Source organism: Acetobacter sp. ESL1128 (genome assembly GCF_058505085.1).
In genome coordinates this window covers 1,814,787-1,827,843 of record NZ_CP196369.1, presented here as the reverse complement: position 1 = coordinate 1,827,843, position 13,057 = coordinate 1,814,787, and the positions used below count along the sequence as shown (strand labels likewise).

9 protein-coding genes are annotated in these 13,057 nt (G+C 55.5%); all 9 read left to right on the top strand.

What is annotated here, in order from left to right:
* The first annotated feature begins 76 nt into the window (after nt 1–76).
* Entirely contained in the window at nt 77–4,249 is a 4,173-nt protein-coding gene (gene rpoB, locus ACSYTG_RS08470; RefSeq protein ID WP_095348977.1) for a DNA-directed RNA polymerase subunit beta, read from the top strand.
* Nucleotides 4,250–4,342: 93 nt separating this feature from the next.
* Nucleotides 4,343–8,518, top strand: a complete 4,176-nt coding sequence (gene rpoC, locus ACSYTG_RS08465; RefSeq protein WP_278741457.1) for a DNA-directed RNA polymerase subunit beta' — start codon at nt 4,343–4,345, stop codon at nt 8,516–8,518.
* 338 nt (nt 8,519–8,856) lie between these two features.
* Nucleotides 8,857–9,228, top strand: a complete 372-nt coding sequence (rpsL, locus tag ACSYTG_RS08460; RefSeq protein WP_003622698.1) for a 30S ribosomal protein S12 — start codon at nt 8,857–8,859, stop codon at nt 9,226–9,228.
* A 14-nt stretch (nt 9,229–9,242) separates the two neighbouring features.
* Nucleotides 9,243–9,719, top strand: coding sequence for a 30S ribosomal protein S7 (gene rpsG / locus ACSYTG_RS08455; RefSeq protein ID WP_059023537.1), 477 nt, complete (start codon nt 9,243–9,245; stop codon nt 9,717–9,719).
* 90 nt (nt 9,720–9,809) lie between these two features.
* A complete protein-coding gene (gene tuf, locus ACSYTG_RS08450; protein WP_086647124.1) occupies nt 9,810–11,000 on the top strand; it encodes an elongation factor Tu in 1,191 nt (396 codons plus the stop codon).
* Nucleotides 11,001–11,105: 105 nt separating this feature from the next.
* On the top strand, nt 11,106–11,414 hold the full coding sequence (gene rpsJ, locus ACSYTG_RS08445; RefSeq protein ID WP_007282720.1) for a 30S ribosomal protein S10: 309 nt from the start codon (nt 11,106–11,108) through the stop codon (nt 11,412–11,414).
* Between the two features lie 10 nt (nt 11,415–11,424).
* Nucleotides 11,425–12,105, top strand: a complete 681-nt coding sequence (gene rplC, locus ACSYTG_RS08440) for a 50S ribosomal protein L3 (RefSeq protein WP_086647125.1) — start codon at nt 11,425–11,427, stop codon at nt 12,103–12,105.
* A gap of 4 nt (nt 12,106–12,109) precedes the next feature.
* Nucleotides 12,110–12,724 (top strand): 50S ribosomal protein L4, encoded by a 615-nt coding sequence (gene rplD / locus ACSYTG_RS08435; RefSeq protein WP_048852978.1) that lies wholly within the window; start codon nt 12,110–12,112, stop codon nt 12,722–12,724.
* Nucleotides 12,721–13,056: a 50S ribosomal protein L23 gene (locus ACSYTG_RS08430; RefSeq protein ID WP_048852979.1), complete on the top strand. Its 336-nt coding sequence runs from the start codon at nt 12,721–12,723 to the stop codon at nt 13,054–13,056. Before rplD ends, ACSYTG_RS08430 begins: the two co-directional genes overlap by 4 nt.
* Nucleotide 13,057: the final 1 nt, after the last annotated feature.

Sequence of the window (13,057 nt, the reverse complement as noted above, 5' to 3'; positions counted from 1 at the left end):
GAAATAGGTCGGACCATCAGGCTCGCGGCAGACCACGAGCCTGATGGTCCGAGATAAGGGCGGGGCAGGAGCGACGATGAACGCAATCACCAAATCGTTCACAGGACGGAAGCGGATTCGCAAGAGTTTCGGGCGGATTCCCGAAATCGCCCCGATGCCGAACCTGATAGATGTGCAGCGCGCGTCTTACGAGACGTTTCTTCAGGCCAATGTGTCGCCTGATGCGCGCACTCCTACGGGTTTGCAGGAGGTATTCCGCTCCGTATTCCCGATCAATGACTTTGCTGGTCGTGGTCGTCTGGAATTCGTAAGCTACGAATTTGAAGATCCGAAATACGATGTTGAGGAATGCATCCAGCGTGGCCTCACGTTCTCCGCACCGCTGAAGGTCATTCTGCGCCTTATCGTGTGGGATGTGGACGAGGACACGGGTTCGCGCTCCATCCGCGACATTAAAGAGCAGCCGGTTTACATGGGCGACATGCCGCTCATGACCGATAACGGTACCTTTATCGTTAACGGCACCGAGCGCGTTATTGTCAGTCAGATGCACCGCTCCCCTGGTGTATTCTTTGACCACGATAAGGGTAAAACCCATTCGTCGGGCAAATACCTGTTTGCTGCGCGCGTTATTCCTTACCGTGGCTCCTGGCTCGATTTCGAATTCGACGCCAAGGATCTGCTGTACGTCCGTATCGACCGCAAGCGTAAGCTGCCCGTCACCACGCTCCTTTATGCACTCGAAGGTGCTGCCTCCGCCGCTGCACGTAAAGCGAAGCTGGCTGAGGGTGGGGATGTGGATGCGCTGGATATTCATGGCATGGATGCCAATGAAATCCTCGGTTACTTCTACGACACAGTCACTTTCACCAAGTCTGCCAAGGGCTGGGCGCGTCCGTTCGATGCGGACTCTTTCCGCGGCCTCAAGCTGCTGGCGCCGCTGGTGGATGCCGAAACCGGCGAAGTTGTGGCTGACGCCGAAACAAAGCTGACGGCACGTCTGGTTCGCAAGATTGCTGAAAAAACCCGTGAAGTGCTGGTGGGTGAAGTTGATCTGATCGGGCGCTTTATCGCCCACGACATGGTCAACATGAACACCGGTGAAATTTACGGTGAAGCCGGTGAGGAAATCACCGAAGCCCGTCTGGCTGCACTTGAAGAAGCCGGGATTACCGAACTGCCGGTTCTGGCTATTGATTCCGCCAAAGGGCCGTGGATCCGCAACACGCTGACCGTTGATAAAAACAGCGGCCGTGATGAAGCGCTGATCGACATTTACCGCGTCATGCGCCCCGGGGAACCGCCAACGGCGGAAACGGCCGAAGCCATGCTGCAGGGCCTGTTCTTCGATGCAGACCGCTACGACCTGTCGGCTGTTGGTCGTGTGAAAATGAACATGCGTCTGGACATTGATGTGCCAGACACCGTGCGCGTTCTGCGTAAGGATGACATCCTGCGCACCATCAAGGTTCTGTGTGACCTGAAGGACGGCCGCGGTCAGATCGACGATATTGATAATCTGGGTAACCGTCGTGTTCGCTCCGTGGGCGAACTGATGGAAAACCAGTACCGTATCGGTCTGCTGCGTATGGAACGTGCTATTCGTGAGCGTATGGGCTCGGTCGATATTGATACGGTCATGCCGCATGACCTGATCAACGCCAAGCCTGCTGCTGCTGCTGTGCGTGAGTTCTTTGGCTCTTCCCAGCTCAGCCAGTTCATGGACCAGACCAACCCGCTGTCCGAAGTCACGCATAAGCGTCGTCTTTCAGCACTGGGTCCGGGTGGTTTGACGCGTGAGCGCGCAGGCTTTGAAGTCCGTGACGTTCACCCGACCCATTACGGCCGTATCTGCCCGATTGAAACGCCTGAAGGCCCGAACATCGGTCTGATCAACTCGCTGGCCACATACGCCAAGGTGAACAAGTACGGGTTTATCGAAACGCCGTATCGTCTGGTCAAGGACGGCGTGCTGCAGGACGGCTGGAAGTACCTCTCCGCCATGGAAGAGGAAAAGCTGGTTGTTGCTCAGGCTGACGCCAAGGTGAACGACGAAGGGGCGCTGACCAGCGACCTGATCTCCGTTCGCCGTAACGGTGACTTCCGTCTGGTGCCCCCGACCGAAGTAACGGCCTGCGACGTATCGCCCAAACAGCTTGTTTCTGTTGCAGCCGCGCTCATCCCGTTCCTTGAGAACGATGACGCGAACCGCGCACTCATGGGCTCCAACATGCAGCGTCAGGCTGTGCCGCTGGTGCGCTCGGATGCGCCGCTGGTTGGTACGGGTATGGAAGCGGCTGTTGCACGGGATTCCGGTGCAACCATTGTTGCCAAGCGCAACGGTATTGTGGACCAGATTGACGGTGCACGTATTGTTGTGCGCTCGACGGATGCCAGCGGTGCCACACAGGGCGTCGATATCTATCGTCTGCGTAAATACTCGCGCTCCAACCAGTCCACCTGCATTAACCAGCGTCCGCTGGTCCATGTGGGCGATCAGGTCAGCGCGGGTGATATTATTGCTGACGGTCCTTCCACGGAGCTGGGTGAACTGGCTCTGGGCCGTAACGTGCTGGTCGCGTTCATGCCCTGGAACGGTTACAACTTCGAAGACTCCATCCTGATTTCCGAACGGATTGCCAAGGATGACGTGTTTACCTCGATCCATATCGAGGAATTCGAAGTCATGGCCCGTGATACCAAGCTGGGTCAGGAAGAAATCACCCGTGACATCCCCAACGTTGGTGAGGAAGCTCTGCGCAACCTCGACGAAGCCGGGATTGTCTATGTTGGTGCCGAGGTTAACCCCGGCGATATTCTGATCGGTAAGGTTACGCCAAAGGGCGAAAGCCCGATGACGCCGGAAGAAAAACTCCTCCGCGCCATTTTTGGTGAAAAAGCATCTGATGTGCGTGACACATCCCTGCGTCTGCCGCCCGGCACAACGGGCACCATTGTTGATGTGCGTGTGTTCTCCCGCCGTGGCGTGGATAAAGACGAACGCGCAATGGCCATTGAACGCGCAGAAATTGAACGTCTGGCCAAAGACCGTGATGACGAACGGGCTATTCAGGAGCGTTCCTTCTACAGCCGTCTGCGTGAAAAGCTGCTCGATCAGACTGCTGGCGCTGGCTACAAGGGTATCCGCTCCGGCACGGTGATCACGCAGGAAGTTCTGGACGAACAGCCCCGTGCTACGTGGCGGCACATTGTTGTGACATCTGACAGCGTTATGGCTGAGCTTGAAACCCTGCGGCGCGAGTTTGATGCGGCTATTGCCCGTATTCAGGCCCGTTTTGAAAGCAAGGTTGAAAAACTCCAGCGTGGTGATGAACTGCCGCCTGGCGTGATGAAGATGGTCAAGGTGTTTGTCGCGGTTAAGCGTAAGCTTCAGCCGGGTGACAAAATGGCCGGTCGTCACGGGAACAAGGGGGTTGTCTCCCGTGTGGTTCCGGTTGAAGACATGCCGTTCCTGGAAGATGGGACGCCGGTTGATCTGGTTCTGAACCCGCTTGGCGTGCCATCGCGCATGAACGTCGGTCAGATTCTGGAAACGCATCTGGGTTGGGCATGTGCCAATATCGGCCGTGGTATTGGTGAACTGGTGGATGACTACCAGCGCACGGGCGAAAAACGTCAGGACCTGCTGGACCGTCTGAAAGACGTGTATGGCGATAAGGTCTATGATGACGCTATTGCGAACATGAACAACAACGAACTGGTGGAGCTGGCCAACAACCTGCGCAAGGGCGTGCCTATTGCGACCCCGGTGTTTGATGGCGCTTCCATCCCCGATATTGAAGCCATGCTGGAAAAGGCTGGTGTTAACAAATCGGGCCAGTCGCAGTTGATTGACGGGCGGACAGGCGAGCAGTTTGAGCGCAAGACGACTGTCGGTTACATTTACATGCTGAAGCTGCATCACCTTGTCGATGACAAGATCCATGCCCGCTCCATTGGTCCATACTCGCTTGTTACGCAGCAGCCGCTGGGTGGTAAGGCGCAGTTTGGTGGCCAGCGCTTTGGGGAAATGGAAGTGTGGGCGCTTGAAGCCTACGGTGCTGCTTACACGCTGCAGGAAATGCTAACCGTGAAGTCGGATGACGTGTCTGGCCGAACAAAGGTTTATGAAGCGATTGTACGCGAACAGGATGACTTTGAAGCCGGTATTCCGGAAAGCTTCAACGTGTTGATCAAGGAACTCAAGTCCCTTGGCCTCAATGTGGAGTTGGAGCAGGGGGCAGACTAACGGTGATTTTCCCCGCCACAATCCGTACTTATTTCAAGAAGGAGGCTGGAGCCATTGCTCCAGCGCTCCATTTCCCTTTGGGGGCTTCTGCACATGAATGAACTCATGAAAATTCTTGGCCAGACCGGCCAGGCAATGACCTTTGACCAGATCAAGATCCAGCTTGCATCGCCTGAGCAGATCCGCTCCTGGTCTTTTGGTGAAATCAAGAAGCCCGAGACCATTAACTACCGTACGTTCAAGCCTGAACGTGATGGCCTGTTCTGCGCTCGGATTTTTGGCCCGATCAAAGACTACGAATGCCTTTGCGGCAAATACAAGCGGATGAAGTTCCGCGGTATTATATGCGAAAAATGCGGCGTTGAAGTCACACTGGCCAAAGTCCGCCGTGAGCGCATGGGTCATATTCAGCTTGCCAGCCCTGTTGCGCATATCTGGTTCCTGAAGTCCCTGCCAAGCCGCATCGGCCTTATGGTCGATCTGACGCTCAAGGACTTGGAAAAGGTACTGTATTTCGAGAACTATCTGGTTCTTGAACCGGGCACGTCTCCCCTCAAGCAGTATTCTCTCCTGAGCGAAGAGCAGTATCTCGACGCAATGGACGATTACGGCGAGGAAGGGATTGAAGTCGGGATCGGTGCTGAAGCGATCAAGAAGGTTCTTGAACGCATTGAGTGTGATGCTGAAAAGGTAGAGCTGCGTCAGGCGCTCAAGGAAACCACGTCCGAAGCCAAGCGCAAGAAGCTCGTCAAGCGCCTCAAGCTGGTCGAAGCCTTCTCGGAAAGCGGTGCACGCCCCGAGTGGATGATTCTGGATCTGGTTCCGGTTATTCCGCCTGAACTGCGCCCGCTTGTGCCGCTTGATGGTGGGCGTTTTGCAACGTCCGATCTGAACGATCTGTATCGCCGCGTTATCAACCGTAACAACCGCCTCAAGCGGCTGATGGAACTGCGCGCGCCCGATATTATCGTGCGTAACGAAAAGCGCATGTTGCAGGAAGCTGTGGATGCCCTGTTTGATAACGGTCGTCGTGGCCGTGCGATTACAGGTGCCAACAAGCGTCCGCTCAAGTCCCTGTCCGATATGCTCAAGGGCAAGCAGGGTCGCTTCCGTCAGAACCTTCTGGGTAAGCGCGTTGACTACTCTGGCCGTTCGGTCATCGTGGTCGGGCCGGAACTGAAGCTGCATCAGTGCGGTCTGCCCAAAAAGATGGCGCTGGAACTGTTCAAGCCCTTCATTTACGCCAAGCTGGAAAAGTATGGTCATGCCACGACCATCAAGGCCGCAAAGCGGATGGTGGAAAAAGAACGTCCCGAAGTCTGGGATATTCTTGAAGAAGTTATTCGCGAACATCCCGTCCTTCTGAACCGCGCACCGACCCTGCACCGTCTTGGTATTCAGGCGTTTGAACCTGTGCTGGTTGAAGGTAAGGCCATTCAGCTGCACCCGCTGGTCTGCACCGCCTTTAACGCGGACTTTGACGGTGACCAGATGGCCGTGCACGTACCGCTCAGCCTGGAAGCCCAGCTTGAAGCGCGCGTGCTGATGATGTCGACCAACAACATCCTCAGCCCCGCCAACGGCAAGCCGATTATCGTGCCGTCTCAGGATATTGTTCTCGGGCTGTATTACCTCAGCCTGGAAACGCCTGAATTCAAGGTTACGCCGGATCGGAACGAATACGACGAAACCACGGGTGAACTGGTTAAAGCCGGTGCAGCGTCTTTCTCTTCCATTGGGGAAGTGGAATACGCGCTCAATGCCGGCGCTCTCAAACTGCACGACAAGATCCGGGCCCGATTTGAGCAGATTGATGCAGATGGCAAGCGCGTCTATGAAACAGCCGTGACCACACCCGGTCGTGTGCTGATCGCGCAGATCCTGCCCAAGCACGAAACCATTCCGTTCTCTCTGATCAACCGCCAGCTGACTAAAAAAGCCGTGTCGGACGTGATTGATACGGTTTACCGTCACTGCGGCCAGAAAGAAGCTGTCATTTTCTGCGACCGTCTGATGGCGCTTGGTTTCCGCCACGCAGCCAAGGCTGGTATTTCCTTCGGTAAGGATGACATGATCATCCCGGCCGAAAAGAAAGAACTGGTCGATCGCACCGCAGCCGAAGTTAAAGAGTTTGAACAGCAGTATCAGGATGGTCTGATTACAGCAGGCGAACGCTATAACAAGGTGGTCGATGCTTGGTCACGTTGCACGGACGAAGTGCAGGCTGCCATGACCAAGGAAATTTCCCGTCAGGAAGTTGGCAAGCCCATCAACTCTGTGTGGATGATGAGCCACTCCGGGGCCCGTGGGTCGCCGGCGCAGATGAAGCAGCTTGCTGGTATGCGTGGTCTGATGGCCAAGCCGTCTGGTGAAATTATTGAGCAGCCGATTATTGCCAACTTTAAGGAAGGCCTGTCGGTTCTCGATTACTTTACGTCTACCCATGGTGCACGTAAGGGGCTGGCCGATACCGCGCTGAAAACTGCAAACTCCGGTTACCTGACCCGTCGTCTGGTTGACGTGGCGCAGGACAGCATCATTATCGAGGAAGATTGCGGTAGTGAGCGCGGTCTGACCGTGCGTGCGGTGATGGATGGTGGGGAAGTCGTTGCCTCCCTGTCCGAACGTATTCTGGGCCGCACACTTGCGTCCGACGTTGTGGACCCCACGACTGGCAAGGTTATTGCAGCCCGTAACCAGCTTGTTGATGAAGCTGATGCGGAACGTATTGAAGCCTCCGGTGTGGAAGTTATCCATATCCGTTCCGTGCTGACCTGTGACAGCCGCGTTGGTGTTTGTGGTCGCTGCTATGGGCGTGATCTGGCACGTGGTACGCCGGTTAACATCGGTGAAGCGGTTGGTGTTATCGCGGCGCAGTCCATTGGTGAGCCTGGTACCCAGCTGACCATGCGTACCTTCCATATTGGTGGTGCGGCGCAGCGTGGTGCTGAACAGTCCATGATCGAAGCATCACGCGATGGTAAGATTGTCATCCGCAACCGTAACGTGGTGCAGAACAGCCAGAACGTGCCAATTGTCATGGCCCGTAACTGTGAAATCCTGCTGACAGACGAAAAGGGCGTGGAGAAATTCCGCTACCGTGTGCCTTACGGTGCGCGTCTGCTCACAACGGAAGGTGCTACCGTGGCACGTGGCCAGAAACTGGCCGAGTGGGACCCCTACACCCTTCCGATCATCACGGAAAAAGCCGGTAAGATCGAATATCTGGACCTCATCGATTCTATCACGCTTGTCGAGCGTATGGATGAAGTGACCGGCCTGACCTCCAAGGTGGTGGTTGACTACAAGCAGGCAGGTAAGGGCGTTGATCTGCGTCCTCGCGTGCAGCTTAAGGATGCCAACGGCGAAGTGGTGAAGCTGGATAACGGTGGTGAAGCCCGCTACTTCCTGTCACCTGAAACACTGCTTTCGATTGAAAACGGTGCGGAAGTGAATGCGGGTGACGTGCTGGCACGTCTGCCGCGTGAAGGTTCCAAAACGCGTGACATTACCGGTGGTCTGCCGCGTGTGGCCGAGCTGTTTGAAGCGCGTCGTCCCAAAGATCACGCTATTATTGCGGAAATGGAAGGGCGCGTTGAATTCGGCAAGGATTACAAGTCCAAGCGTCGGATTGTCGTGAAGAATGACGAAACCGGACATGAGCAGGAATACCTGATCCCCAAAGGCAAGCACATTTCCGTTCAGGAAGGTGACTTTGTGGAAAAAGGCGATCCGCTGGTCGATGGTCCCCGCGTTCCGCACGATATTCTCAAGGTCATGGGGGTCGAGGCTCTCTCTGATTACCTGATCAACGAAATCCAGGATGTTTACCGTCTGCAGGGCGTGAAGATTAACGATAAGCACATTGAGGTTATCGTTCGTCAGATGCTCCAGAAGGTGGAAATTCTGGAACCGGGTGATACGACCTACCTGATCGGTGAGACGGTGGATCGGCTTGAGTTCGATGTCGAGAACACCAAATGCCTCAATGCTGGTGAACGCCCTGCGCTGGCTATGCCGGTGCTGCAGGGGATTACCAAGGCATCGTTGCAGACCCAGTCCTTTATCTCGGCCGCATCCTTCCAGGAAACCACGCGTGTTCTGACCGAAGCCGCAACGGCCGGTAAGGTTGATAAGCTCATGGGCCTGAAGGAAAACGTGATTGTGGGTCGTCTGATCCCGGCAGGGACGGGGAGCGTCATGAAGCGCCTGCGCGCCATTGCCGCAGAACAGGACAAACAGCGCGTGAGCCGTACGGCTGCTGAATAAACTCTTTATTATAAAGAGTTGGAAAAGGCCGGGGCATTGCTCCGGCCTTTTTTGTGGCTCCTGAGCGTGTGCAGTAGAGAATCGCCGGGTAAAGCTTGACTTCTGGTAGGGGGGGCTGTAGTTAGCAGCCCTCAGCTTTGTTTATCTTTATTGATGAGCAGGGCACTCAGGTTCTCTGTATGAGTTTTAGCATGCGGTTGGCTTCCGGGGGGAAGCGGAGCCGGATGCCAATATAGCCCCATCCGGGTTGTTGCCTGATGGGATCTTTTTAATGAAAGTCGGCTAGCCGCAGAAGATGCAGCTGGTCGACCGAACTGTGTAAGGATCGGGAAAGGCGCATGCCGACCATCAACCAGCTCATTGCCAAAGGGCGTAAGCCTGCAGTCAAGCGGAACAAAGTGCCCGCTCTGCAGGGTTGCCCTCAGAAGCGCGGCGTTTGCACCCGCGTTTATACGACGACACCGAAAAAGCCTAACTCCGCACTGCGTAAAGTTGCCAAGGTGCGTCTGACGAATGGCTATGAGGTGGTTAGCTATATTCCTGGTGAAGGTCACAACCTTCAGGAACATAGTGTTGTGCTTATCCGCGGCGGTCGTGTGAAAGATTTGCCGGGTGTTCGTTACCACATCCTTCGCGGTGTTCTCGATACGCAGGGTATCGCCAAGCGGCGTCAGCGTCGTTCGCTGTATGGCGCCAAGCGTCCGAAATAAGAGGAAGTTAAGGTATGAGTCGCCGTCATCGTGCTGTTAAGCGCGAGATCCTTCCCGATCCGAAGTTCGGAGATGTCGTCATTACGCGTTTTATGAACGCGCTGATGTTCGACGGTAAGAAGTCCACAGCCGAAAAGATTGTCTATGGTGCGATTGACGCCATGGCCCGTCGCAATGGTGCAGCATCCGATCCGATCGCGCTGTTCCATAACGCTCTGGACAACGTAAAGCCGGCCGTTGAGGTCCGCTCCCGCCGTGTTGGTGGTGCGACCTATCAGGTTCCGGTCGAAGTGCGCACTGATCGTCGTCAGGCTCTGGCTATCCGCTGGGTCATCGATGCAGCGCGCAAGCGTGGTGAAAACACCATGCAGGACCGTCTGTCCAACGAACTTCTGGATGCCGTGAACAATCGTGGTGCGGCTGTGAAGAAGCGTGAAGACACGCATCGTATGGCTGAAGCCAACAAGGCATTCAGTCATTATCGCTGGTAATCCGTGAAAGTTCCGCTTTCCCTCTTGTCGAGGGATTGGGGCGCTTATAACAACTGCATCCCGGACATTTTTTGGGGCATGGAGTAAACAATGGCTAAGGCTAAATTTGAGCGGAATAAACCGCACTGCAACATCGGCACCATTGGTCACGTTGACCATGGTAAGACGTCTCTGACGGCTGCTATTACGAAGACCCTGGCAAAGACCGGCGGTGCTGAGTTCAAAGCATACGACATGATCGACGCCGCTCCCGAAGAACGCGCTCGCGGCATCACCATTTCCACTGCTCATGTGGAATATGAAACCGCAAACCGTCACTACGCGCACGTCGACTGCCCCGGACACGCTGACTATGTGAAGAACATGATCACCGGTGCGGCTCAGATGGATGGTGCCATCCTCGTTGTGTCCGCTGCTGACGGTCCGATGCCGCAGACCCGTGAACACATCCTGCTTGCTCGTCAGGTTGGTGTGCCGGCTCTGGTTGTCTTCCTGAACAAGGTTGACCAGGTTGATGATCCTGAACTGCTTGAGCTGGTTGAAATGGAAGTTCGTGAACTTCTGTCTTCCTACCAGTTCCCTGGCGACGATATTCCGGTAATCAAGGGCTCCGCTCTGGTTACTCTGGAAGACGGCGACCCGGAAGTTGGTGAAAACCGCGTTCGTGACCTGATGGACGCAGTTGATGCGTACATCCCGCAGCCGGAACGTCCGGTTGATCGTCCGTTCCTGATGCCGATCGAAGACGTGTTCTCGATCTCCGGTCGTGGTACGGTTGTGACCGGCCGTGTGGAACGTGGTGTTGTCAACGTGGGTGACGAAGTTGAAATCGTCGGCCTGAAAGACACCATCAAGACCACCGTTACGGGTGTTGAAATGTTCCGCAAGCTGCTTGATCGCGGCGAAGCTGGCGACAACATCGGTGCTCTGGTGCGTGGTACGAAGCGTGAAGACGTTGAGCGTGGTCAGGTTCTGGCTAAGCCCGGCTCCATTACGCCGCACAAGAAGTTCAAGGCTGAAGCCTACATCCTGACGAAGGAAGAAGGTGGCCGTCATACGCCGTTCTTCACCAACTATCGTCCGCAGTTCTACTTCCGTACGACTGACGTGACGGGTGTTGTGCACCTGCCCGAAGGCACGGAAATGGTTATGCCCGGCGACAACTGCGCCATGGAAGTGGAGCTGATCGCTCCTATCGCCATGGACGAAGGTCTCCGCTTCGCTATCCGCGAAGGTGGCCGTACCGTTGGTGCAGGCGTTGTTGCCTCCATTATCGAGTAATCGATAAAGGATTAGAGACTGAGTGGCCCCGACCGATTACTCGGTTGGGGTCTTACTTGGCGGCCGGGTTATCCCGGACAAGTAAAGTGTTGGACTAAGAAACAGATGGACAACCAGAACATCCGCATTCGCCTGAAAGCGTACGATCATCGGGTGCTTGATAACAGCACGAAAGAGATCGTGAATACGGCGAAGCGTACGGGTGCGCGGGTTCGGGGTCCTATCCCGCTGCCGACGCATATCGAACGGTTTACGGTTAACCGTTCTCCTCACGTTGACAAGAAGAGCCGCGAGCAGTTCGAAATTCGGACTCATCGTCGTTTGCTCGATATTGTTGAGCCCACTCCGCAGACCGTGGACGCTCTCATGAAGCTCGACCTCGCCGCTGGCGTGGATGTCGAGATCAAACTTTAAGGTCCAGACGATGCGCACCGGATTGATCGCAAAAAAGTTGGGCATGTCCCGACTGTTCAAGGAAGACGGCACTCATGTGCCTGTCACCGTTCTGCACGTTGATGACGTGCAGGTGGTAGACGTTCGTACTCAGGAGCGTGATGGTTACGTAGCCGTCCAGCTGGGTATGGGCAACGCCAAGGTGAAAAACGTAACAAAACCCAACCGTGGCCATTTTGCCCGCGTGAAGGTTGAACCCAAGAAAACAGTTCGTGAGTTCCGTGTGGCCGATGACGCTACGCTGGAAGTCGGTGCTGCTCTTTCTGCTTCCCACTTCGTTGTTGGCCAGAAGGTTGACGTGACGGGGACGAGCAAGGGTAAAGGGTTTGCTGGCGCCATGAAGCGCTGGAATTTTGCTGGTCTTGAAGCCTCGCATGGTGTGTCCATTTCGCACCGTTCGCATGGTTCGACCGGTAACCGCCAGGACCCTGGCAAAACCTTCAAGAACAAGAAAATGGCTGGTCATCTGGGTGATGAACGCGTGACCACCTTGAATCTGGAAATCGCAGCGGTCGATCCGGAAAAGAATCTGATCATGATTCGTGGCTCCGTTCCGGGAGCAAAGAATGGTGTCGTTCTCATTCGTGATGCGATCAAGAAAGCCCGCCATAGCGATGCGCCGTACCCGGCAGCTGTGAAGGCGGAGGCCTGAGATCATGGAAATCGAAATCAAGACACTTGATAACGGCACGGCTGGTTCAGCTACGCTTCCGGAAGAACTTTTCGGCGCAGCACCCCGAGCAGATGTAATGGCACGCGTTGTGCACTGGCAGCTGGCAAAGCGCCGCGCTGGTACGCACAAGGTCAAGGGCATGGGCGAAGTGTCCGGCACGACCAAAAAGCCGTACCGCCAGAAGGGCACGGGTAGTGCACGTCAGGGCTCCCTGCGCGCTCCCCAGTATCGCACTGGTGGTGTTGTGCACGGTCCAGTTGTGCGTGATCACGGCTATGACCTGCCTAAAAAGGTGCGTCGTCTGGGCCTGATCTCCGCTCTGTCGCAGAAGGCTGCTGAAGGTAAGCTTGTTGTTCTGGACGCGGCTTCCGGCGTGACCAAGACCAGCGAACTGGCCAAGAAGCTGCAGGGGCTCGGCTGGGGCTCGGCTCTGATTGTGGACGCATCCGTGGACGAAAATTTCGTGCGCGCTGCTCGCAACCTGCCGAAGATTGACATTCTGCCGACCATTGGCGCGAATGTTTATGACATTCTGAACCACGAGGTGCTTGCCATCACGCAGGCAGGCCTTGAAGGACTGAAGGAACGCCTGGCATGACGAATATTCTTGCTATTCGCAAGAAAGCCGAGCGTCTCTCTCGGGAGGCTCTGTACGACATCGTGCGGACGCCTGTCATTACCGAGAAGGCGACTGCGCTTTCTGAAAAAAATCAGGTTGTTTTCAAGGTCGCAATGACGGCTAGCAAGCCTGAAATCAAGGTTGCGGTGGAAACGCTGTTCGGGGTCAAGGTTGTTGGCGTCAACACCCTTGTCCAGAAAGGTAAAACCAAGCGCTTTAAAGGGCGTATTGGTCAGCGTTCTGACGTTAAGAAGGCGTTCGTTCAGCTTGCAGAAGGTCAGTCCATTGACCTGACCGCGAAGCTGGCGTGAC

Excerpts from the sequence above, each read along its gene's own strand:
- rpsJ (WP_007282720.1), top strand. The coding sequence starts at position 11,106 with ATGGACAACCAGAACATCCGCATTCGCCTGAAAGCGTACGATCATCGG.
- rplD (WP_048852978.1), top strand. The coding sequence starts at position 12,110 with ATGGAAATCGAAATCAAGACACTTGATAACGGCACGGCTGGTTCAGCT.
- rpsL (WP_003622698.1), top strand. The coding sequence starts at position 8,857 with ATGCCGACCATCAACCAGCTCATTGCCAAAGGGCGTAAGCCTGCAGTC.
- rpoC (WP_278741457.1), top strand. The coding sequence starts at position 4,343 with ATGAATGAACTCATGAAAATTCTTGGCCAGACCGGCCAGGCAATGACC.
- rpoB (WP_095348977.1), top strand. The coding sequence starts at position 77 with ATGAACGCAATCACCAAATCGTTCACAGGACGGAAGCGGATTCGCAAG.
- tuf (WP_086647124.1), top strand. The coding sequence starts at position 9,810 with ATGGCTAAGGCTAAATTTGAGCGGAATAAACCGCACTGCAACATCGGC.
- ACSYTG_RS08430 (WP_048852979.1), top strand. The coding sequence starts at position 12,721 with ATGACGAATATTCTTGCTATTCGCAAGAAAGCCGAGCGTCTCTCTCGG.
- rplC (WP_086647125.1), top strand. The coding sequence starts at position 11,425 with ATGCGCACCGGATTGATCGCAAAAAAGTTGGGCATGTCCCGACTGTTC.
- rpsG (WP_059023537.1), top strand. The coding sequence starts at position 9,243 with ATGAGTCGCCGTCATCGTGCTGTTAAGCGCGAGATCCTTCCCGATCCG.